This is a genomic window from Shewanella sp. Iso12, assembly GCF_012030025.1.
In the GTDB taxonomy this organism is placed as follows: Bacteria; Pseudomonadota; Gammaproteobacteria; order Enterobacterales; family Shewanellaceae; genus Shewanella; species Shewanella algae.
Genome location: NZ_JAAUHW010000014.1, coordinates 1 through 22,085, shown reverse-complemented (window position 1 = coordinate 22,085; position 22,085 = coordinate 1). Strand labels below are relative to the sequence as shown.

The following is a 22,085-nucleotide window of genomic DNA, read 5'->3' as shown; positions in this document are numbered from 1 at the left end:
TACAAGAGGATCAGCTGTTCCAGGCCTCGGGAGCAAATAGATATCCCTGGCCCCAGACCGTCTTGATCCTGAACGGTGTTTCTATGTTATCGCCCAGCTTCTTGCGCAGGCGGGAAATGCGCACGTCTATCTTGCGATCCTTGCCGTCGAAATCGATATTCAGCAGGCATTGGTAGATATACTGGCGGCTCAGCACCTGGCCAGCCTGGGATGCCAGCAGCCACAGGAGTTCAAATTCGTGACTGGTGAGATCCACCTCTTTCTCGCCCAAACGAATCGCCTGGGTGTGAGGATCTATGCTCAGCTTGCCAAAGCTCAGGCAGTGGGATTCTGCCATAGGTGGCTTGGTATGACGTCTCAGCAGATTGTTGATCCGCGCGACCAAGAGTGCCGGGTCAACCGGTTTAACCACATAGTCATCGGCGCCCAGTTCCAGGCCTTTGATTTGATCTTCGTTGGAGCCAAGTGCGCTCATCAGCAGGATAGGGCCGGCAAAGTAATCCGGCAGCTTTTCACATAATGTCAGTCCATCCATCCCCGGCAGCATGATGTCCAACAGGATAATGTCTGGCTTGTAGTTAAGCAGTCTGGTCAGTACTGTGTCACCGCGGCGCTCAACTTCTACATGCATGCCATGGGACTTGAGATAATCCACAATAAGGTTGGCAAGACGAATGTCGTCTTCCACCAATAAAACTCGGTGAGTCGATTGCGCTGAGGTCATCAGAATAAACTCCAAGGGTTGCGATATCTTCGCCTGACGCTGGTGTCAGACACGGGCGTAGTTCTAAAGTAAACGCCGGCTAAGGTTTGCCATGTGTCTTTATCTACCATGACAAAGTGAATGTCCTCACTGGTTGTGAGTCGGAATGTGAGGCTGTGCACATCTTCAGTTTCACTGCACCAACGTTGTAACCCTTCGTAATCAGAAAGGATACAAACTGCACCGTTTGTATTACTCCAGCTTAAACTGACGTCAAGCGAACAGGTGTCCTCTTCACTCTTGAGAATACAGAGCTGTGGTGTGATAGCCAGCTTGGCTTCTTGATTATTATTATCTGGTTCGGCCTGTACCTTGGCTGCAAATATCATTGACAACATCAGCAGCGGGAACAGCCAACACCAGCCTTTTGCTAAGCGCACCTTGTTTTAAAACCTATAGGCAGCACCAATGAAAAAAGCTCTGACATCATCTTCATCCAGCAGAGGGCTCTTGGCTATTTCATCGGCAAGTTGGGTATAACGCAGTCCTAATACAAGATCCCAGTCCTCGTTGAGGCTATAGCGACCGGTAAACTCCAGTCCACGGTTAAAGCCTGAACTCCCCTGGTACGCCTGACTCCAATAGGCATTCTCGCTTGGTCTTACGCCAAAGTAATAGTCGACTATTTCTTTACTCTTCCATTCTATGTTCAGGGCAAACTCCAGTTTCCAGCGTTCCAATGTCAGATGATATAACCATCTGGCTTTGGCTTCAGTGCCCCGGTGAACATTGAACATATCATGTGTAAGCGAAAGATTCAGTATACCGTATCGAGTGTAAATAAAAGCCTCGGCTCCGCCAAGAAATGTAAAGTGCCTGTCCTCCAATTCGTTAAAAACTTTTGGTGGTTCACTGCTTTGCATTAACATTACCGGCGCGGCGCGGCTCTCTGGGGTAATGGAGACTTGAGATCCGCCACTGAAGGTAAACACATTGCTGGGATCCCAGCGGTAGAAAAAAGCCCGCTCTCTGCTGTAAGCCGTCACCAGGTTGATGGTGTAGTTTTCCGACTCCGCCAGGGTCAGCCCCAGATTACCGTTGTCAAAAAACCAGTTCTCACCATAGTAGGCAATACTGGGGATCACATAGAGGGGAATATCGTCCTGATGGCGCAAGGGGTTGCTCTTTTGGCCGTAACCCAAAGCCAGTCCAAGATCCCATTCACCAACAGGTATGCACTCTCTCTCCTCGCAATAGGGATGGGCCCAGGCGCTGAGAGAAAAGAGGCTGATAATGAATAAACAGAGCCGTACAGACATGAATACCGGAAATATCAGTAATAACTATGACCAAGATTGTGCAGAAGATTAGCATTTGTCCGGCGCAAATTCAGAGATTTCTTTCATAAAGGTTGCAATTTGATACAGACGTAATCTTTGTTTGGCAGAGGTTTCAGCTCTGGGCAGACATCCGGGACTGAGGTAGCATGATGAAAATCAGCTGAAAAAAGGACAAAGCTATGGCCCGTAATCCCTTCGATTGGCAAGATCCCTTGCAGTTTGACAGTCTGTTGCAGCCGGAAGAAAGGATGATCCGTGACACTGTGCATGAATATGCCCAAAGCAAGTTGCAACCCAGGATCCTGCAGGCAAATCGCGAGCAATACTTTGATCCCGAGATCATGACAGAGCTTGGTGCTCTGGGGTTACTCGGGGCGACTCTGCCGACTGAATATGGCGGCGCCGGGGTCAACTATGTCAGCTATGGCCTAATTGCCCGGGAGATAGAGCGGGTCGACAGTGGTTATCGCTCGGCCATGAGTGTGCAGTCCTCTTTGGTGATGCATCCGATTTTTGCCTACGGCAGTGAAGAGCAGAAACAGAAATACCTGCCAAGGCTGGCACGGGGTGAGCTGATTGGCTGTTTTGGCCTGACCGAGCCGGATGTAGGTTCAGATCCCGGCGGCATGAAGACTCGCGCCGAAGCCATCCCGGGAGGGTATCGGCTCCATGGCAACAAGATGTGGATCACCAATTCACCGATTGCCGATCTCTTCCTGGTTTGGGCCAAGCTGGATGGGGTCATTCGTGGCTTTTTAGTGGAAAAGGGCACCCCTGGGCTGTCGGCGCCCAAGATAGAGGGCAAGTTCTCTCTCAGGGCCTCGATAACCGGCGAAATTGTGCTGGACGGGGTTGAAGTGGGTGTCGATGCTTTGCTGCCCAACGTCGAGGGGCTCAAGGGGCCCTTTGGTTGTCTCAACAAGGCCAGATACGGCATCGCCTGGGGCGCGTTGGGCGCGGCCGAGTTTTGCTGGCATGCCGCGCGGCAATACAGTCTGGACCGAGTCCAGTTCGGCAGGCCGCTGGCGGCCAATCAACTGATCCAGAAAAAGCTGGTGGACATGCAGACAGAGATCACCACGGCGCTGTTTGCCTGCTTGCAGGCCGGTCGCTTGCTGGATCAGGACAGTTTGGCTATCGAGGCCATCTCGCTAATCAAGCGTAACTCCTGCGGCAAGGCGCTCGAAGTCGCTCGCCAGGCCAGGGACATTCACGGTGGTAATGGTATCAGTGACGAGTTTCATGTTATCCGGCATCTGATGAACCTGGAAGCGGTCAATACCTATGAGGGGACCCATGATATTCATGCCTTGATCCTGGGACGGGCCCAGACAGGCTTGGCGGCTTTTAGTTAAGGAGAACAACAGAGTGCAGGCAACAGAGTTTGAACCCAAGGTGAGTCAGTCACAACAAGAGGTAGTGGTGCGCCACAGCGAGCACACGGATATTCCGGCAATACGGGCGCTATTTACTCAGCCCAGCTGTTATGCCGGCACCTTGCAGCAGCCCTTTCCGTCACTCGAGAAGTGGTATAAGCGCCTGGGCGAACTGCCGGATGGTTACTATTCACTGGTCGCAGAGTGGCAAGGGGAAGTGGCCGGTCAGCTCTCCTTACAGGTACAAACCAACCCCAGACGTAAGCATGTGGCCGATCTGGGGATGGCGGTGAGTGAAGAGTGCCGCGGTATCGGCGTGGGTTCTACGCTGCTGGCAGCCGCTGTGGATTTGGCCCATAACTGGTTGGCGGTGAGACGCCTTGAGCTGACGGTTTATACCGACAATCACGCCGCCATAGCGCTCTACAAACGCCATGGCTTTGTGATTGAGGGTGAGGCGAGGGACTATGCCTTCCGTGATGGCGAATATGTGGATGTATTTTTCATGGCCAACATCCGCGAATGATTATTCAAACATCAAGAACAGATAGACCACAAACAACACCAAGTGAGTCGCCCCGTGCAGCGCATGGGTGCGGCCACTGCTGAAACTCACCTTACAAACCATCAGCGTGGTCACCAGCAATACCATATCTGCGGGACTGAGCCCCAGCCTGACCTCTTCACCGGCAATACTGCCCACCAGAAGTACGGCAGGCACGGTCAGGGCTATGGTGGCCAACACAGAACCAAAATAGAGATTCATCGCTCTTTGCAACTGATTATTGAGCGCCGCTTTTATGGCCCCTACGGCTTCCGGCGCGAGAATAATACAGGCTACCAGGAAGCCACCCAGGCTCGCCGGCGCGCCCAGAGTGGTAATGCTGTAGTTGATGGGCATGGCCAGGGTCTTGGCTAGCAGCATTACGGTTACCAGGCAGATGAGCAACAGCACTCCGTGGTAGAGGTTGGAGTGGCTGGAGGCATGATGATGGTGCTCGTCATCCAGGTGGTCGGCATCAACAAAAAAGTGGCTATGGCTCTTGGTTTGGATCACCAGGAAGATGCCGTAGAGCATTATCGACACCAAGCCAAGCATCCAGGACATGGAAACCGATAGGCCGCCTATGCTGCCGCCTTCGGTAAAATTGGGCAGCACCAGACACACCAGGGCCAGCGGGATAATGGCGACCAGGTAGGATTTTACCCCATCGAGATTGAATTGCTGGGTATGATAACGCCAACCGCCCAGCAGCAGCGTCAGCCCCACCAGGCCGGTAGAGATGATCATCACCACGGCAAACATGGTGTCCCGGGCCAGGGTTGGGTTGGAGTCACCTGTCAGCATCACTGAGGAGATCATCACCACTTCCAATGAGATCACCGACAGGGTGAGGATCAGGGTGCCATAGGGATCGCCCAGTCGAATCGCCAGAATATCTGAATGGCGCACGACTCCGAAAATGGTCCAGATCACTACCACAAGCAGCAATATCGACAGCGGGATATAAACGGCGAGCGGAGTTCCGTCCGCCAGATACTCAGCGCCACCTGTCTTAAAGAATAACAAGGTAATCAAGGCGATAAGCAGTGACATTTCTTCTTTGATAAAAGCCAGCATGGCAGGTTTCCATCGTCGCTATAAAGCCGCATTATACTTTGGCATTGATGTCAAAAAAAACACCAATATGCTGTTTTGCCCTGTTTTTTCTACCCGAATTCAGGGGATATCGGCGGCACTGCACACCTGGTTGCGACCATTTTTCTTGGCCTGGTACATGGCCTTGTCGGTATCTGCCAAGAGCGTCTCCAGCTGATAGCCGGAAATTGCAGCTTCAGAGACCCCAAAGCTGGCGGTCAAGGTAAAGCTGTGACCCGAATCCGAGGTATCGGCCTGCTCCAATAATTCCCGCAGAATTTCGGCAAAGGCTATCGCCTTGTCGATACGGGTCTCAGGCATCAACAAGCAAAACTCTTCGCCACCAATACGCCCCAGTATTTCCTTGCCGTTACATAGGTTTCGGGCGATACGGGCCACTTCCCTCAGCGCCCAGTCTCCGGTCTTGTGACCTTTGGTGTCGTTGATACGTTTGAAATTATCCAAATCCAGCATGATGCAACTCACCGGCAGTTGCTGCAGCTTGCAGTATTCCAGCGCGCTGAGCCCGACCTGAGTGAAATGCCCGCGGCTGAAAATCCCGGTGAGGCAATCAAACTCGGCCAGCTCCCGTAACCGTTTCTGGGTTTTCCAGGATTGGTATCCCCATGTAAGCAGCAAAGTGATGACACAGAAAAGTGCCGCTATCAGCAGCTTGTGGTTGTGGGACTCTGTCTCGGCCAACTGTTGTTTGACCTTGAGCAGCTTGTTCTGTTCATCCAGCAGTGCGATACGGTTTTTTTGCTCCACGCTTTGGTGTTCCGCCAACTGGAATGCCAGGGTCTTGGCTCTGATCTCGTCGAGAAAGGCTTTATCGGCTTCGGAATACTGTATATAGGCATCCAACGCCGCATCAAGGTCGCCGCTTTGTCGGTAATACTGATACAGCACCCGAAAGGCTCGGATACTGGGGTCGCCCTTGCCGGCTTCGGCACCGCCTGCCACGGCTTGGATGGCAAACTCTTTGGCGAGTTCTGGTTCATCTGTGCGCCAATAAGCTTCGGCAAGCAGCGAATAATAGCTGGCAATCATAGGGGCATAGCGGGTCGACTCCATTTGGGGAAGCTGATGTAACAAAAGCTCCAGCGCCTGCTGTGGTTTGCCCTCATTGATATAGAGCTCTGCCTGGTAACTGAGTATAGCGCTGGCGCCCACGGGTTCATTGGCTTCCCGGCAGATATTCAAGGCTTGGGCAAAAGCTCTGTCAGTGGCTTCAATACGCTTCAAGCCAAACAGTGCCTGCAGGCTGAGTTGGTCGGCAAAACAGAGGCTGCGACCATCATTGTGGCCCTTTTCCCTGAGTCTGGTGGCAAAGTGCAGCCCTTGTTGATACTGCCCCAGAAGGTTGTAGAAAACCGCAGCTACCGCCAGACCATGAACATAGAAGCCGTCGTCCTTGATTTGTGGCAAGAGTTGCAGGGTTTGTCGCAGGTTTTCGGCGCCCTGGCTCCACTCGCGCTTGATGGCATTGGTATTGACCAAAGAGGTCAGCGCCCGAAAGCGGATTTCGAGCACAGCGCTAGACTGCACCAGCTCCTGATAGATACTGCGGGCTTTTTCCAAGCGGCCGTTGAAGGAGTGCTCGTAGGCGAGCAGGTAAGACAGGTAGTCCTGCTCGGCAGCAGACATATCGGTACGGCGCAGCTCCAGCTTTCTGAGCATGGCGCTGAACTGCCCGGGCGAACTCGAGCGGATTTCGTCGCTGCGTTGCAGCGCTTCTCCGAGTTCGTCCGAGCCTTGGGCCGCAGTGCTTGCTATCAGGCACAGCAGGGCGCAAATGAGCCGCCTACTGCTGAGCCTCAGGTGCCGTCTAGCTGGCCACAGCTTGTAGCTGTGAAGCTTGATTCTCTTCGTCATCTTCCTGCTCGTCTTTTTCCGGTTCATCTTCGGCCGGGAAAAATATACAGAATACGTCCGGGCAAAGATCCAGCTCGGCCTTCAACTGCAGCAGATCTTTATCTTTGATGGCCGTGGCTATTTCGGCGGATACCCCGGCTTCAGTCAGGGCTTTATCCAGCGCCTCCGGGGCTTGCAGGCTCGGGTCGGCGCCCAGTCGGGCCAGCAGGTTAATCACTTTACTCATACACTCTCCTCGGGTTGATGATACAAGGGCGCCTTGCTACCCAATGCCGCAAGGCGTGCTCGCATTTCTAAGTTAGGTTCGGGTTTTGCAGCCGGAGGGATCACCAAAGTGGTATGGAGCGCCAAAGTGGCCTCTACAAGCTCGCGCAGTTTTATGGCTTCTCTTCTGGGAGAGGCCAGCGCCGTGGTGGCGGCTTCATAAAGCCAGCAGGAGTGCTCTGGACTGTAGAGCCGATAGAGTTCTTCCAACAAGAGTTGCCGATTCTTGGCGTCTGTGATTGTCAGCCCCATGTCGAGATCGCCTGCCAGGCCTATCTGCCACAGGATCAGAGTGGCTGTCGGATCGACTCGCCTGTGGTAGAGCATGAATTGGGTTGCTTCAAAGTGCTGGCAACCATTTTGACCGGGATCTATGCCAAGGTCGGCATAGAGGCAATCGGCAGCGGATATGCCTGGCAGCATCTGCGCCTCAAAGCCTTCATTCCTGGCAATGGTCACGGCCTGGTGAGGCGCTTTGGCAAACACGCCGGGATGTCCATAGAAGGCACCGACCACTTTTTTACCCAAACGAACTTCACTTAGCATGGTATCGACCATCTCCCGATAGCTGAGATGGCGGGATTTTCCGTGAGCATAGCAAGGTTGTAGCGAGCGGACATTGGCATTGAGCTCCTTAAGCCAGAGTTCGACCAGAGGGTCGGATACTCCACAAAACACTATATCGGCCTGCTCGATATGACTGAGGCTGACTGGACTCAGGTGAGCCCCCAGCATCATACCGACGCCGACACAGGTGATAGAGCCTTGCATTGATTTGGCCTCTTTAGTTGTTTTACTAATGTTATCAATGTTTATTATTTTTTAAAGCGCTATTGGAGGTCTGCCACAGAAATGACATCAAGCGGGAGTGCTCAGGCTCGGCCATGACTGGCTTAAACCCCACAGCCAAGGCGACTTTTTTCATCGGTTCGTTCTTTTTATGAGTACGAAGCAGCAGCTCATCGAGGGTCGCTTCGCTTGAGAGTCGCTGCTGCATCAGGTGCAGTAGCTCCTTGGCATAACCTTGTCCCTGAGCCTGTGGGCGCAACAAAATGCCTATTTCGCCCGCTCGCCCGTAGCGGCTGAGGCCCAGTATGCCTATCGGGAGCAGCCTGCGGGTTTTGATACACCAACAATATGTTCGGGGCACCAACTTGTTGTTGGCTGTCAGGGTATGGGTAAATCGCCTTTCGGCCTCTGTTTCACTGAGCTCAGTTGCGATAAAAGACATGACTTGAGGATCGCGATAAAGGCCGGTGAACAAGTCTTTATCCTCTGCTTTCAGAGGCGTTAACAGCAGTCTTGGACTGGTCAATCTGTTCATGACTCTCCTTAGGGGACTGCCGGCTTGGAAACATTTTTCTTACGGGCAAAGCGAACCGTGCCGCTCGCTCCCAGATCGCGACGGAACACTACATAGTAGGGATTGAACAGCGGAAGCCCCAGAATGCTCTGGGCCGGCCAATGGGGCAGTTGTCCCATGAGTTTGAATACGGCATGACCATGCTTGGGGGCATTTGTTTGCCAATAACAGTCAGCTGGGCAGGTGAGTATGCAGGTCTCCCCCTTTTCTCCTTCGAGGTAAAACAACAGCTCCGGCCATTGCTCAAGCTTGAGTTGGTTGCAGGGGATACCTTCTGCCAGCATTTGCTGCACCTTGGAAAGCTCATGGATAAAGGGCTCCAGCACAGAGGCAGCGTCAGGGTGAAGACGGTAAAGACTCTGCAGCAAGCGCTTGAACAGACTCTCGGGCAGGCAGATGAGGGAAGCGCCCGAGTCCAGAATGGCGTTACTCGACCCTCTCTGTTCCAGCTTGCTGTCGGTGGGAGGAAGAGGAATGGCATCCTCACCGTGCCAGCCGACGGCTTTGAGATTGAGGTTATAGTAGCGGTCATGGACGACCTTGATATCGATAAATTGGCCATCGTAGAGATGGGTCTGCTCTTCGCCGCCGCCGAGTATCAGTATTCCTTGATTGAGACTGTCGTCTTTTAAGCTTGCTTGCCTTGTTTCGGCACAGGCATGGTGAATACTGGATCTATGACAGAGTAGGGCAAACCTGTTGGCGCACAGACCATGTTGTTCCATCAGGGTAAAGCAACTGGGAATATCCTGCTCTGGTGCCTGCGAGATTAAGGCCTTAAAGTGCTGCAGCTGCCTTTGATCAAGCACTTGTGCTTGATCACCAAAGGGCCAGGGAAAGGTGTATTTCTGCCGCTGATGTTGCAGAGCGAGATAATGGCTCAAATCATAGCTGCGATTGAGGGGGTGATAGGCCAGTCCCCAGATACCGTCAGCCTCCAGGAATGTGTGCCGGGTTTCCTTGTGTACCAAGGCCAGTGGCGTATCTGTTAATTTCAGCTGCGCCGCCTGAACCTGAGTGTGAATGACAGAGCCCAGCCAGCCTCCCTGGCCATAGCAAATCTCCTGTGCCAAGGCCGTTGGCTTGAGTGACATATCCTGTTCAGGCTGATAGCGCCTGTGCAGCACAGCCATGGTGGAGCTGCCGCTATCTATGATGAGGTTAACCTCACACTCTTCACTGCCGAGTTTGAAAGGAGCGGTATAAACGCCGTCTGCCAACAGGTTGTTGAGTGGCAGCAAAGTGCCGTTGACCAGGGTCGCTCTCTGGGTCATAAGAATAACGTTTGTTAATTTTTTGTTATATTATAAGCCCTTCGAGCGACTGACAAGTGACAGATATTATGCCTGTGGTTGTTTACCCTTATCCCGAGTCAGCCACAAACTGCCCAATACACTGATCAGCAGGATAGCGGCGATGACCGCCAGTGCCAGCATGATAGGCAGATGATAGATATCCAGCAGAAGCATCTTGGTACCGATAAACATCAGGATCAGCGCCAGGCCATATTTGAGCAGCACAAAACGTTCGGCGGCGCCCGCCAGCAGAAAGTACATGGCCCTGAGTCCCATGATGGCAAAGATGTTGGAGGTCAGTACGATAAAGGGATCTGTCGTGACCGCGAAGATGGCCGGAATACTGTCCACCGCGAAGATGATGTCGCTGATCTCTACCAAAATCAGCGCCAGCAACAGGGGCGTGGCAAATAACATACCGCGGCGACGCACCACAAAGCGCTCACCCTGAAGCTTTTTCACCACCCTCAGGTGTTTTCTGAGCCAGCCGAGCAGTTTGCTGTTGGAGAGATCGGTTTCATTATCTTCCTTGGCAAACAGCATCTTGGCGCCGGTAAACAGCAAAAAGGCCCCGAATAGATACAACACCCAGTGGAACTGATTAATCAGCCAGGTACCGCCAAATACCATGGCGGCGCGCATGACTATGGCGCCCAGCACTCCGTAGAGCAGCACCCGCCTTTGCAGCTCGGCGGGGATGGCGAAATAGCTAAACAGCATCAACCAGACAAATACATTGTCCACGGCCAGGGCTTTTTCGATGAGATAGGCGGTGAGGAACTCCAGCCCCTGCTGATTGGCGACTTCGAGACCTGCGGTCTGTTTCAGATAGAACCAGATCCCTAAGTTGAACAGCATGGCGACGCTTATCCACACCAGGGTCCAGATCCCCGCCTCTTTGACCGAGACTTTATGGCTGTGACCACCGCCGACAAACTTAAGATCTATCCAAAGGATCCCCAGTACTATTACCAGAAATCCGCTCCACAACCACCAGGTACCCATTTCGTTATCTCCAAATACAACAAAGCCTGCCACCGACGGCAGGCCAGCTGAAGGAGCACGGATCTTGCCTGTCGGCAAGGTCTCACTTACAAAGCACAGCTCAGTGGCTTTGCCCGGTTGCCGGGTGCGCAAACACCGTAATGACGACAAGCCGGCGAGAAGTTACTCCCCTTGGAATATTCCCCAATTTAACAATATGTTGCCCCGATAGCCAGCGCTGGCAGATGAAATTATCTTAATCTTGCCAACCCTCTGCCCAGGGCGCAAACAGAATGAAAAAAGGGCAGTCGATTGACTGCCCTTACGTTTATCGCTCTTGGGTTAACCGTTAGGCTTCCAGTTTGGCCAGCTCGGCTTGCTGCTCTTTGAGCTTATCCATATCGCGCTTGAGATCAGCCATCTTGCTGCGCTCTTTGTCGATAACGGTTGCCGGTGCCTTGGCGACAAAGCCTTCATTGGACAGCTTGCCTTCAATGCGGGCCACTTCGCCACTCAGCTTGTCCAGCTGTTTGTCGATACGAGCCATCTCGGCCGCTACGTCGATAAGCCCTGCCATAGGGATCAACAGTTCCATCTCGCCCACCAGTTGGGTGGTGGACATGGGCGCGTTGTCGCCATCGGCCAGAATCGTCATGCTTTCCAGCTTGGCCAAGCTAGTGAAGAAGGTTTGGTTGGCTTCTACACGGGCCTTGTCGCGGGCACTGACACTGCGCAGCAAGGCGTTGAGCGGCTTGGACGGAGCTATGTTCAGCTCGGCGCGGATGTTGCGCACGGCAACAGTCACTTGCTTGACCCATTCCAAGTCGGCCATGGCCTCGGTATCGACTTTGTCGGCCTGATACTCAGGGAAGGCGGCCAGCATCAGGGTTTCCCCTTCCACACCGGCAAGTGGTTTGACACGGTGCCAGATGGTTTCAGTGATATATGGCATCAATGGGTGCATCAGGCGCAACAGTTGCTCGAGTACAGTCACCAGAGTATGACGGGTGCCACGCTGCTCGGCTTCAGAGCCGTTTTGCAGCACAGGCTTGGTCAGCTCAAGATACCAGTCACAGAACTGGTTCCAGGTGAATTCGTACAGGGTATTGGCGGCCAGGTCGAAACGATAGGCGCCCATATGCTCTTCGAAGGTCTTGACCGTTTGGTTGAACAGACCTGTGATCCAGCGATCTGCCAGTGACAGCTGCATCTCACCGCCGGCCTTGCCGTTGGGTGAGTTGGGGCCGCAATCCTGATCTTCTGTATTCATCAGTACATAGCGGGAAGCATTCCACAGCTTGTTACAGAAACTGCGGTAACCGTCCAGGCGCTTCATGTCCCAGTTGATGTCACGGCCGGTGGATGCCATGGCGGCCAGGGTAAAGCGCAGCGCGTCGGTACCGTGGGCCTCGATGCCGTCGGCAAACTCCTTGCGGGTGCTCTTTTCTATCTTGGCGGCCAGCTGCGGTTGCATCATGTTACCGGTGCGCTTGCCAACCAGAGATTCGAGATCTATGCCATCGATCATATCCAGAGGATCCAGCACATTACCCTTGGACTTGGACATCTTGTTGCCTTGCTCATCACGGATAAGCCCGGTCACATAGACAGTCTTGAAAGGCACCTGAGGTGTGCCGTCTTCATCCTTGATGAAGTGCATGGTCATCATGATCATCCGGGCTACCCAGAAGAAGATGATGTCGAAACCTGTCACCAGCACGTCTGTGGGGTGGAAGGTTTTCAGCTCAGGAGTTTGCTGTGGCCAGCCCAGGGTGGAGAAGGTCCACAGGGCAGAGGAGAACCAGGTATCCAGTACATCATCATCCTGACGCAGAGCAATATCGCTTGCCAAGTTGTGCTTGGCACGGACTTCGGCTTCGTTACGGCCGACATAGACCTTGCCGCTGTCGTCATACCAGGCCGGAATGCGATGCCCCCACCACAGCTGGCGTGAAATACACCAGTCCTGAATGTCACGCATCCAGGAGAAGTACATGTTCTCGTATTGCTGAGGCACAAACTTGATATCGCCGTTTTCCACCGCTTCTATGGCTGTCTTGGCCAGTGGTTTGACAGACACATACCATTGGTCTGTCAGCAGCGGCTCAATCACCACGCCGCTGCGGTCGCCATAAGGCACTTTCAGGCCGTGGGGCTCGATTTTTTCCAAAAGACCCAGGGTCTCGAATTCGGCGACAACTGCATCGCGGGCCTTGAATCTGTCCATACCGGCGTAACGGCTTGGCAAAGAGGCGTCCAATTCGGTGTTGAGGCTACCGTCGACATTCACCACTTCGGCCACAGTGCGGATGGCGGCATCCTGGGTGAGTATGTTGAACATAGGCAGATTGTGACGCTTGCCGACTTCATAGTCGTTGAAGTCGTGGGCCGGGGTGATCTTCACGCAACCGGTACCGAACTCCATATCCACATAGTCATCGGCCACCACAGGAATACGGCGGTTAACGATTGGCAGAATGATCTCTTTGCCTATCAGGGATTGATAACGCTCATCGTCAGGGTGCACGGCAACGGCGCTGTCACCCAGCATGGTTTCCGGACGTGTGGTGGCGACAATCAGATAGTCTTTACCGTCGGCGGTCAGGGCGCCATCGGCGAGTGGATAGCGGAAATGCCACATGTGGCCCTGCTTTTCCTTGTTTTCCACTTCCAGATCGGAGATCGCAGTGTGCAGCTTGGGATCCCAGTTAACCAGGCGCTTACCGCGATAGATGAGATCATCTTCATAGAGGCGAACAAACACTTCCTGCACGGCTTCCGACAGGCCTTCGTCCATGGTGAAACGCTCGCGGTCCCAGTCTACCGAGGCGCCCAGGCGACGCATCTGGCGGGTAATGGTGCCACCGGACTGGTTCTTCCATTCCCATACTTTGTCCATAAAGGCTTCACGGCCCAGGTCGTGGCGGCTCTTGCCTTCTTCGGCGGCGACTTTGCGCTCCACCAACATCTGGGTGGCGATACCGGCATGGTCGGTACCCACTTGCCAGAGGGTGTTCTTGCCTTTCATCCGCTGGTAACGGATCAGGGTGTCCATAATGGTATCCTGGAAGGCGTGTCCCATATGCAGGCTGCCGGTGACATTCGGCGGCGGGATCATGATGCAATAGTTGCCCTGGGACTCGTCACCGTGGGGCTTGAAGTAACCTTTCTCTTCCCATACACGGTAGAGCGCTTGTTCAATAGACTGCGGATTGTATGTTTTTTCCATGGGAACTGTCGTTTCTCAAACAAAATTAAGTGGTTGTGTTGCCAAATCCTGGGTGCTGAGCGTGACTCCCAGATTACGATACTGGCGGTATCTGTCCCTGGCCAGGGCCTTGTGTTGCTCATCACCGGCAACAAAATCTATGATCCTGCCAAAGTTTACCGCAAACGCCGGGGCTTCATTGGCCAGATTGATCAGTATCGGGCGGCGTTGATTGGGCCCCAGCCTGTCAAAGCCGATTTCAACCGGTGCACCGGCGGCAGGGCCTTCCCCTTTGAGGTTGTGGGGCACAAAAGCACTGGGCTCAAACTGCCACAGCAGCTCGTCAATCCCATGGGCCTGAGCCTGATCCTCACAGTGAATATAGAGCCATTCACCCTTGGCATAATGCTGCCCGGCCAACTGACAGGCAAGCAGTTGCAACTGCTCGGCGCTTGGTTGCTGTGCTGCATTCGGCAGCAGATAAAAAGTTGCCTTGCTCATCGCCTGCATCTCACCCCTGCACAGAACACTGGTAGCCATTTGACATAAGAGGAGGATTTTACACCTTTTGGCCAAAGGTTGAAATGGTCCGCGCCATCCAGATAAGGCTCTTGAGCTATTGGGTGACAAGCTACACCTATATTGCCAAGGGCTGGGAAAGTGTCGATACTCGTTTGACGCTTTTGTTCCGGAGTCAATCATGGAGTTACAACTCTTTCAAGTGGATGCCTTTACCACTGAGCTGTTTGCCGGTAATCCCGCCGGTGTAGTGCTCAATGCCGATGGCTTGAATGAGCGGCAGATGCAAAATATCGCCAGAGAGCTAAATAATTCGGAAACGGCCTTTATTTTTAATACTCCAGGGGCCGATTACGATATCGAAGTCAGGTTTTTTACTCCCACTCAAGAGGTCCCTATCTGTGGCCATGCCACGGTGTCGGCCCACTATGTTTATGCCAAAAGTCGCGGTGTCACAGATGGAACCGTGATTCAAAAGACGGGAGCAGGAAAGCTACCGGTTACCATAGCACAGGAAGAGGGCGATATTTCAGTGCTGATGACTCAGGGAAAGGTAGAGTTTGGCGCCATCTTGAGTGCTGCCCAGGTTGAGTCATTGTTGCTGGGTACCGGCTTGCCTGAAGGGGCCCTGGTGACGGATTTGCCGGTACAGATAGTTTCTACCGGCCACTCCAAAGTGATGGTACCACTCAAGAGTAAAGCGCTGCTCGAGCAGGTTGCCTTGGATGAGTCCAAGCTGGTGGCGTTGAGTCGGGAAATTGGTTGCAATGGTTTTTACCTGTTTACACTGGAGCCTGAAGAAGAGGGCGTGCTGGCTGCAGGGCGTATGTTTGCACCTGCCATAGGCATAATAGAAGATCCTGTGACGGGTAATGCCAATGGGCCTTTGGGCGCTTATTTGACTCACTACGGCAGCTTGCCTGCCAGCATGCAGGGCTCGGAGTTTTCCATCGCTCAGGGCGAACAGATGGGCCGCAAGGGATATATGCAGGTGCGGGTCTTTGCCGATAAAGAGACTGTTCACAAAGTTCAAATTAAAGGGCGTGCCCGGATTGTCTTTGAAACCAGGCTTAAGCTGGAGGCCTGATCCAAGGCGTTGTTAAAGACAGCGTGAATAGCCTGAATTAAGCCGTCAAAATTAGCGGCCCTCTTGGCGTTTATGCTTATAGAGGACCGCAAGTCTTGCTTTGCTGGTTACCGAATGGCCGCAGGACTCAACTTGGTGCAGCCATTAGTTTTTATCACAGCGGCTCGGCAACCTTGATCACCAGCTTGCCGAAGTTTTTACCTTCAAGCAGGCCGATAAAGGCTTGTGGGGCCTGCTCCAGCCCTTCGACAAGTTGCTCCTTGTATTGAATTTTGCCTTGAGACAGCCAGTCACCCATATCCTTGGCAAACTCTTCATATCTGTGACCATAATCGTCAAAAATGATAAAGCCCTGCATCTTTATCCGCTTCACCAGAATGGTGCTCATCAGCAGTGACAGGCGATCCGGTCCGGCCGGCAACTCAGTAGCGTTATATTGAGACACCAAACCACATACGGGGACTCTGGCGCTGGTGTTCAGCAGGGGCAATACGGCATCAAATACCTTGCCGCCGACGTTCTCGAAATAGATGTCTATTCCCTGGTCGCAGACTCGGGCCAACTGCTCGGCGAAGTCCTCGGCCTTGTGATCCAGACACTCATCGAAACCCAGTACTTCTTTGGCGTGGCGACATTTCTCTGCGCCGCCGGCAATACCTATGACCCGACAGCCCTTGAGTTTACCTATCTGACCTACGGTAGCGCCAACCGGTCCGGTGGCGGCGGCAACCACCAGAGTTTCTCCCGCTTTGGGCTGGCCAATATCCAGAAGTCCCATATAGGCGGTGAAACCCGGCATGCCCATGACTCCGAGGGTGTATGAAGGGGCAGCCGGCGCTTTGCCGAGTTTCAACAACCCTTCACCGTCCGAAAGGGCATAGTTTTGCCAGCCAGTGTAAGCGAGCACCCACTCACCGACTTCAAAGTCCGGATGATGGGACTCTTCCACCTGGCAAACCGTACCGCCGACCATGATATCGTTCACGGCTACCGGCTCGGCATAGGATTTTGCATCACTCATGCGGCCGCGCATGTATGGATCCAGCGACAGATAGATGGTGCGCAGCAACACCTGGCCGTCACCTGCCACCGGCTTGCTGCTGCTTTCCAGACGGAAGTTGTCTGCATTGGGAGCGCCGCTCGGGCGAGAGGCCAGCACAATGCGCTGATGTGGGTTTTGATTGGCAGTCATAATAGGCTCCATTGGCTTTTATTGCTTAATTAGACCGGTCGTCTAGTTTTTGGTTAAAAAAATCCCGCCACCTGTGTGGCGGGGAGTATCTGTTATTGGCCGCTGTTGTCCAGCCTGCCTGCGAGTATGTTGTCAGTGGTTTGCATTGCCAGATTAAGGGCGTTTTTATCCTGAGTCAGCTTGCTCATCAGGCTGGCCCCCAGCCAGAGGTTGTAAAGTAGCTGCGCCGTCTGGTCACTGTTGCCGACTTTGACAGAGCCATCCCGGTTACCGGCTTCGATACATTCGGCAATAGTGGCAATGATCCGCTTGGCACCTTGCAGCAGCGCCATACGCATCGGCTCAGAGAGATCGGCCACTTCGGCACTCAGCTTCACCACCAAGCACTTTTGCGCGCCACAGACATCGGCGTCGCAGTCCAGCCAGAGTTGCCAGTAGCTTTGCAGCCGCTGCAGCGCCGGAGCGCGCTCATGGCCCAGCAGTGCCTGCAGCTTATCCTGATAATCGTTGAAATAGTCCTTTATCAGGGCTTCACCGAACTGCTCCTTGGATTTGAAGTAGTGGTAGAAGGAGCCCTTGGGGACTTTGGCATGTTGCAGCAGTTGTGACAGGCCAACATTGGAAAAGCCTTTGGTTACGACGAGCTGGTAACCCGTGTCCAGTATGTGTTGGCGTGTGCTTTGTGTCTGTGTGTTCATGACGGCCAGTATAGTTACCATTAGACCAGTCGTCTAGTGGTTTGTTTGAACAGCACTTGTTTTGCATGGAGCCTCGTTAGCAGTATCAAGTGACAAAGGAAACGCGACAGGAAGTAACTGGATGAAAAGCTATGAATTAAAGCGTTCAGAGTTAAAGTAAACGGAGTCATGTCGGCTGGAACTGTATTGGCAAACTCAGCTGTGCAAACCCAGCTGTGCAAACTTTGTCTGAAGCCGAGTTTTATGGGGGATAGTATTGAGCCACTGCTTTTCAACAGGTCGGTTTACTGTGGCTTCGCTCTGTGGTTTGAGCCGTGGATGAATACCATTTTACCCAAGCGCCGGCTCTCTCGGCGATAATCAAAAGGCGGGGGCGATAATCAAAAGACGGGGAAGGAGCAGGACAAAGGGAAGATTGGCTTTATAAAATAGCCAATGGCATGACCCCACAAAAAGAAAAAGCGAAGCACTGGGCTTCGCTTTTTCTCAGCAGGGAGTCAGGCACTTATTCGCCTTGCTCGACTCCGGCGCGGTTCAGCAGGAACTGCGCCAGCATAGGAACCGGACGACCGGTCGAGCCCTTGTTGGCGCCGCTGTTCCAGGCTGTACCTGCTACATCCAGGTGAGCCCAGTGGTACTTCTTGGTAAAGCGCGACAGGAAACAGGCCGCTGTGATAGACCCGGCAGGGCGTCCGCCCAGGTTGGTCATATCGGCAAATGGGCTGTCCAGCATCTCCTGGTACTCATCCCATATCGGCAGGCGCCAGGCGCGGTCACCGCTCTGCTCACCGGCATTGAGCAGCTCGCTCGCCAGTGGGTTATGGGCCGAGAACAGACCTGAGGCGTGTTTACCCAGCGCGATAACACAGGCACCTGTCAGAGTGGCGGTATCGACCACCAGTTCAGGGTCGAAGCGCTCCACATAGGTGAGTACATCACAAAGCACCAGACGGCCTTCGGCGTCTGTGTTAAGCACTTCCACGGTTTGGCCGCTCATGGTGGTGAGAATATCACCTGGGCGGTAGGCGTTGCCGGAAGGCATGTTTTCACAGCCGGCCAGTACCCCAACCACATTGATAGGCAACTTCATTTCACAGATGGCCTTCATGGTACCCAGTACCCCGGCAGCGCCGCCCATGTCGTATTTCATTTCATCCATGGCTTCGCCCGGCTTGAGCGAGATACCACCTGAGTCAAAGGTCAGACCCTTACCCACAAGCACTATCGGCTTGGCGGTCGTGTCGACGGCGCCTTGATATTCCATCACTGTCATGATGGACTCGTTGGCACTGCCACGGCCCACTGCCAGGTAGGCGTTCATGCCAAGCTTGGCCATCTGCTCTTCACCGACAGTGCTAACCTTCAGGTTCTCATGCACTTCGGCCAGTTGCCGGGCCTGCGAGGCCAGATAAGCCGGGTTACAGATGTTAGGTGGCATATTGGCCACGTCGCGGCACAACTGCATACCGGCAGAAACACCGACACCGTGCTCGATGGCGCGCTCGCCGACCGTCAGTTCACGACGGGTGGGGACATTGAATACCAGTTTGCGCAGCGGGCGGCGGGTCTCGCCCTTGCGGGTCTTGAGTCCATCGAAGCTGTAGAGGGTAGAGCTGGTGGTTTCCACGGCTTGGCGCACTTTCCAATAAGTGTCGCGGCCTTTAACGTGCAGTTCGGTCAGGAAGCAAACGGCTTCCATTGAGCCGGTATCGTTGAGGGTGTTGATCGTCTTGGTGATGATCTGCTTGTATTGGCGCTCGTCTAGTTCTCGTTCTTTTCCGCAACCTACCAGCAGAACCCGCTCACTCAGTACATTGGGTACATGATGCAGGAGCAACATCTGCCCGGGCTTACCTTCCAGATCGCCACGACGCAACAGGTTGCTGATGTAACCTTCACTGATTTTGTCCAGTTGTTCGGCGATGCCGGACAGGCGACGGGGTTCGTAAACGCCTACAACTATGCAGGCCGAGCGCTGTTTTTCGGGGCTGCCGCTCTTTACGCTAAACTCCATGAGCTCTCCTAGATTCTTTTAAAGACAAACTTTTTTATTTATTGGATAATGTCTGCTTGTGCCGCCCAAAGGCGGAAAATTTCCTGCAGCAGGGGGCTGGTTTGGCTGACAAGAATCATACGCCTGAAACAACCAAAATGCCGCCTGTTATGGTCAGAAAACTATCAAAAGTAGACAGTCTACATGAAAGTAACACTGACACCAGCAAAAAGATAAGTTTGGATACCGGATTCAGCCTGTGATTGTATTTAGATACTTGATCCGCGAAGTTTTGAAGGCACAAATAGCGGTGCTTTCAGTCTTGTTAGCTATTTTTATCAGCCAGCAATTTGTCCGCATCCTGGCCGATGCCTCCGATGGCGAATTTCCCGCTTCCCTGGTGATGACACTGATAGGCCTCAATCTGCCCGAACTGGCGGTGCTTATCCTGCCCCTGAGTCTGTTTCTGGGGATCTTGCTCGCCCATGGCCGCATGTATGCAGAAAACGAGATGGTGGTCTTTCACGGGGTCGGCATCAGCGAATGGTATGTCACCCGGGTAACTCTGATCCTGGCGTTGCTCAACAGCCTGTTTACCGGTTATCTGGCGCTTTATGTCGCGCCTTGGGCGCAGGACAAACAGCACACGGTTTTGGAAAAGGCTCAGTCAGAGGCCGGGCTTGCCGCCCTGGTTCAGGGACGTTTTCAAACCAGTGCCAATGGCCGGGCTGTGCTCTTTGTTGAAAAAATCAGTAAAGACAACGAACTGGAAAAAGTCTTTGTAGCCCAGCTTCCCGATGCGGAAGACGAGAGCGGCGTTACCAACCTGGTAGTGGCCCATGGTGGCCGGGTAGTGGAAGACGCAACCGGTGGTCAGCGGCTCAAGCTCGATGACGGCGTGCGTTATCAGGGAGCTCCGAACCGGGTGGATTACCAGGTGATTGAGTTCGGCGGTTATCAGATGCAGCTCAAAGAGCAGGAAGTGGATGAGAGGGATCGCAAGTTATCTGCCGTGCCTTTCAAGGAACTGCTCAATACGCCGGGGCCGGAAGCCGTGGCCGAATTCCACTGGCGACTGGCCATTCCGCTGGCGATCCCCTTGATGACGCTGATTGCTGTGCCACTGGCGCGGGTTAATGTGCGCCAGGGCAAATTTGCCAAGGTGTTCCCGGCGGTATTGCTCTATCTTGGTTATTTCGGCTTGATGGTCGCCGGGCGCAAGGCGCTGCAGGATGAGGTTATCCCGGCCTGGCTGGGGATGTGGTGGATCCATGCCTCGGCATTGGTGATGGGCATCTTGCTGATAGGTAAGGGCAGACCTTTGGGCACTCGCCTAACCGGCCTGTTCAAACGCCGGGGGGCCGCAGCATGAAGATACTGGACTGGTATATTGCCAGAGTACTGCTCAGCACCTCTGCCTTGTGTCTGCTGATTCTGACCGGGCTTTCCGGGATCATCAAATGGGTCGATCAGCTGCGTCTGGTGGGCCGGGGCAGCTACACCATGATGGACGCCGCCGTCTATGTGCTGTTTTTGATCCCAAGAGATGTGGAGATGTTCTTCCCCATGGCCGTGCTGCTCGGGGCGCTCATCGGCATGGGCATGCTGGCCTCCAACTCTGAACTGATAGTGATGCAGGCCTCCGGCATGTCGCGGCTGCAGATCACCCTGTCGGCGATGAAGACGGCGGTTCCTTTGATGCTGATGGTGATGGTACTGGGTGAATGGGGCGCGCCGGTGGCGGAGCAGAAGGCCTATGAGCTTAAGACCAACAAGATCTCTGGCGGCAACCTGATTAAGTCCCACCGCGGGATTTGGGCCAGAGACGGAAACCTGTTCGTCAACATTGGCGAGATTGAGGATGTGACCCGTCTTGGCAATATTACCCTCTATGAGTTTGACTCAGAGCAGAAGCTGGCCAGTGTGGTGCACGCCGAGCAGGCTATCTATACCAAGGAATATTGGCGTTTATTGGAGGTTCGCCGCACTGTGTTCAAAAATGAGCAAGTGGTGCTGGATAACCTCAAGGAAGACAGATGGCCCTCCAGTTTGACACCGGACAAGCTGAGCGTGGTGTCGGTTAAACCCGATGCCCTGTCTATCCGTGGTTTGGTCGGTTATCTCGACTATCTGAAGAACAATAATCAGGACGCCAGTCGCTATGAGTTGGCATTGTGGCGTAAGGTGATGCAACCCATCACAGTGGCTGTGATGATGCTGGTGGCGCTCTCTTTTGTGTTCGGGCCGCTGCGAACCGTCACAATGGGGGCCAGGGTATTACTCGGGGTGATAGCCGGCTTTACCTTCTATATCTGTAATGAGATCTTTGGCCCCATGAGCATAGTCTATGAACTGCCGGCCTTGATGGGTGCCATGATGCCGAGTGTGCTGTTTACCGGCGCGGCTATCTACTATATCCGCCGCTGAGGACGCTGAGGATTGAAGGCTTGAGAGTAATGCCGCTGCAGCTTTAAAAGCCTCCCTTGTTGATTAACGTTATGAAAAAGCCCTGTCAGTGACACAACGTAGTTCACTTAAGCGGAGCTGCC

20 protein-coding genes are annotated in these 22,085 nt (G+C 53.7%); 5 read left to right on the top strand and 15 right to left on the bottom strand.

Features of this window, described 5'->3' with window-relative positions; translation table 11 throughout:
- Positions 1–10: 10 nt before the first annotated feature.
- From HCX89_RS19035 to HCX89_RS19025, 3 genes are read right to left on the bottom strand one after another with little or no spacing between them, the layout of a single operon-like run.
- Entirely contained in the window at positions 11–724 is a 714-nt protein-coding gene (locus HCX89_RS19035) for a response regulator (RefSeq protein WP_025889263.1), read from the bottom strand.
- Positions 724–1,143 (bottom strand): DUF3019 domain-containing protein, encoded by a 420-nt coding sequence (locus HCX89_RS19030; RefSeq protein ID WP_025011382.1) that lies wholly within the window; start codon positions 1,141–1,143, stop codon positions 724–726. The genes HCX89_RS19035 and HCX89_RS19030 overlap by 1 nt, the downstream gene beginning before the upstream one ends.
- Positions 1,144–1,149: 6 nt before the next feature.
- Entirely contained in the window at positions 1,150–2,022 is an 873-nt protein-coding gene (locus tag HCX89_RS19025) for a MipA/OmpV family protein (RefSeq protein ID WP_025011383.1), read from the bottom strand.
- Between the two features lie 200 nt (positions 2,023–2,222).
- On the opposite strand from HCX89_RS19025, the gene HCX89_RS19020 reads away from it, so the two are divergent.
- Both HCX89_RS19020 and HCX89_RS19015 read left to right on the top strand, forming a co-directional pair.
- The gene (locus HCX89_RS19020; protein ID WP_144161653.1) at positions 2,223–3,398 is read left to right on the top strand and encodes an acyl-CoA dehydrogenase; all 1,176 of its coding nucleotides are present in this window, start codon (positions 2,223–2,225) and stop codon (positions 3,396–3,398) included.
- A 13-nt stretch (positions 3,399–3,411) separates the two neighbouring features.
- Positions 3,412–3,945, top strand: coding sequence for a GNAT family N-acetyltransferase (locus HCX89_RS19015; RefSeq protein ID WP_223828856.1), 534 nt, complete (start codon positions 3,412–3,414; stop codon positions 3,943–3,945).
- On the opposite strand, the gene HCX89_RS19010 is transcribed toward HCX89_RS19015, so the two are convergent.
- From HCX89_RS19010 to HCX89_RS18970, 9 genes are all read right to left on the bottom strand, one after another.
- Positions 3,946–5,040 carry a calcium:proton antiporter gene (locus HCX89_RS19010; RefSeq protein ID WP_054745674.1) on the bottom strand — a complete coding sequence of 365 codons (1,095 nt, stop codon included), beginning with the start codon at positions 5,038–5,040 and terminating at the stop codon, positions 3,946–3,948.
- Positions 5,041–5,139: 99 nt separating this feature from the next.
- Entirely contained in the window at positions 5,140–6,933 is a 1,794-nt protein-coding gene (locus tag HCX89_RS19005; RefSeq protein WP_101059412.1) for a GGDEF domain-containing protein, read from the bottom strand.
- Positions 6,887–7,159: a hypothetical protein gene (locus tag HCX89_RS19000; protein ID WP_028781613.1), complete on the bottom strand. Its 273-nt coding sequence runs from the start codon at positions 7,157–7,159 to the stop codon at positions 6,887–6,889. Before HCX89_RS19000 ends, HCX89_RS19005 begins: the two co-directional genes overlap by 47 nt.
- Positions 7,156–7,968, bottom strand: a complete 813-nt coding sequence (locus tag HCX89_RS18995) for an SAM-dependent methyltransferase (RefSeq protein WP_044735032.1) — start codon at positions 7,966–7,968, stop codon at positions 7,156–7,158. The genes HCX89_RS19000 and HCX89_RS18995 overlap by 4 nt, the downstream gene beginning before the upstream one ends.
- Before the next feature lie 34 nt (positions 7,969–8,002).
- Positions 8,003–8,521 (bottom strand): GNAT family N-acetyltransferase, encoded by a 519-nt coding sequence (locus HCX89_RS18990; protein WP_045282950.1) that lies wholly within the window; start codon positions 8,519–8,521, stop codon positions 8,003–8,005.
- Positions 8,522–8,529: 8 nt separating this feature from the next.
- Entirely contained in the window at positions 8,530–9,834 is a 1,305-nt protein-coding gene (locus HCX89_RS18985; RefSeq protein WP_144161668.1) for a pepsin-like aspartic protease, read from the bottom strand.
- A gap of 66 nt (positions 9,835–9,900) precedes the next feature.
- Positions 9,901–10,860: a TerC family protein gene (locus tag HCX89_RS18980; protein ID WP_167717052.1), complete on the bottom strand. Its 960-nt coding sequence runs from the start codon at positions 10,858–10,860 to the stop codon at positions 9,901–9,903.
- Between the two features lie 328 nt (positions 10,861–11,188).
- Positions 11,189–14,068: a valine--tRNA ligase gene (locus HCX89_RS18975; protein WP_167717050.1), complete on the bottom strand. Its 2,880-nt coding sequence runs from the start codon at positions 14,066–14,068 to the stop codon at positions 11,189–11,191.
- A 15-nt stretch (positions 14,069–14,083) separates the two neighbouring features.
- Positions 14,084–14,548 (bottom strand): DNA polymerase III subunit chi, encoded by a 465-nt coding sequence (locus HCX89_RS18970; RefSeq protein ID WP_025889275.1) that lies wholly within the window; start codon positions 14,546–14,548, stop codon positions 14,084–14,086.
- A gap of 199 nt (positions 14,549–14,747) precedes the next feature.
- Here HCX89_RS18970 and HCX89_RS18965 point away from each other — a divergent pair, with 199 nt between their 5' ends.
- Positions 14,748–15,653: a PhzF family isomerase gene (locus HCX89_RS18965; RefSeq protein WP_144168036.1), complete on the top strand. Its 906-nt coding sequence runs from the start codon at positions 14,748–14,750 to the stop codon at positions 15,651–15,653.
- A 154-nt stretch (positions 15,654–15,807) separates the two neighbouring features.
- Here HCX89_RS18965 and HCX89_RS18960 read toward each other — a convergent pair whose 3' ends face one another.
- The 3 genes from HCX89_RS18960 to pepA all read right to left on the bottom strand — a co-directional run bounded on the left by HCX89_RS18960 (position 15,808) and on the right by pepA (position 19,557).
- Positions 15,808–16,845, bottom strand: coding sequence for an NADP-dependent oxidoreductase (locus tag HCX89_RS18960; RefSeq protein ID WP_167717048.1), 1,038 nt, complete (start codon positions 16,843–16,845; stop codon positions 15,808–15,810).
- Between the two features lie 92 nt (positions 16,846–16,937).
- Complete coding sequence (locus HCX89_RS18955; RefSeq protein WP_167717046.1) at positions 16,938–17,543, bottom strand: TetR/AcrR family transcriptional regulator; 606 nt, start codon at positions 17,541–17,543, stop codon at positions 16,938–16,940.
- Positions 17,544–18,048: 505 nt separating this feature from the next.
- Complete coding sequence (pepA, locus tag HCX89_RS18950; RefSeq protein WP_028781604.1) at positions 18,049–19,557, bottom strand: leucyl aminopeptidase; 1,509 nt, start codon at positions 19,555–19,557, stop codon at positions 18,049–18,051.
- 238 nt (positions 19,558–19,795) lie between these two features.
- Between pepA and lptF the strand changes: the two genes are divergently transcribed.
- The gene (gene lptF, locus HCX89_RS18945) at positions 19,796–20,908 is read left to right on the top strand and encodes an LPS export ABC transporter permease LptF (RefSeq protein WP_025011394.1); all 1,113 of its coding nucleotides are present in this window, start codon (positions 19,796–19,798) and stop codon (positions 20,906–20,908) included.
- A complete protein-coding gene (gene lptG / locus HCX89_RS18940) occupies positions 20,905–21,963 on the top strand; it encodes an LPS export ABC transporter permease LptG (RefSeq protein ID WP_028781603.1) in 1,059 nt (352 codons plus the stop codon). The genes lptF and lptG overlap by 4 nt, the downstream gene beginning before the upstream one ends.
- Positions 21,964–22,085: the final 122 nt, after the last annotated feature.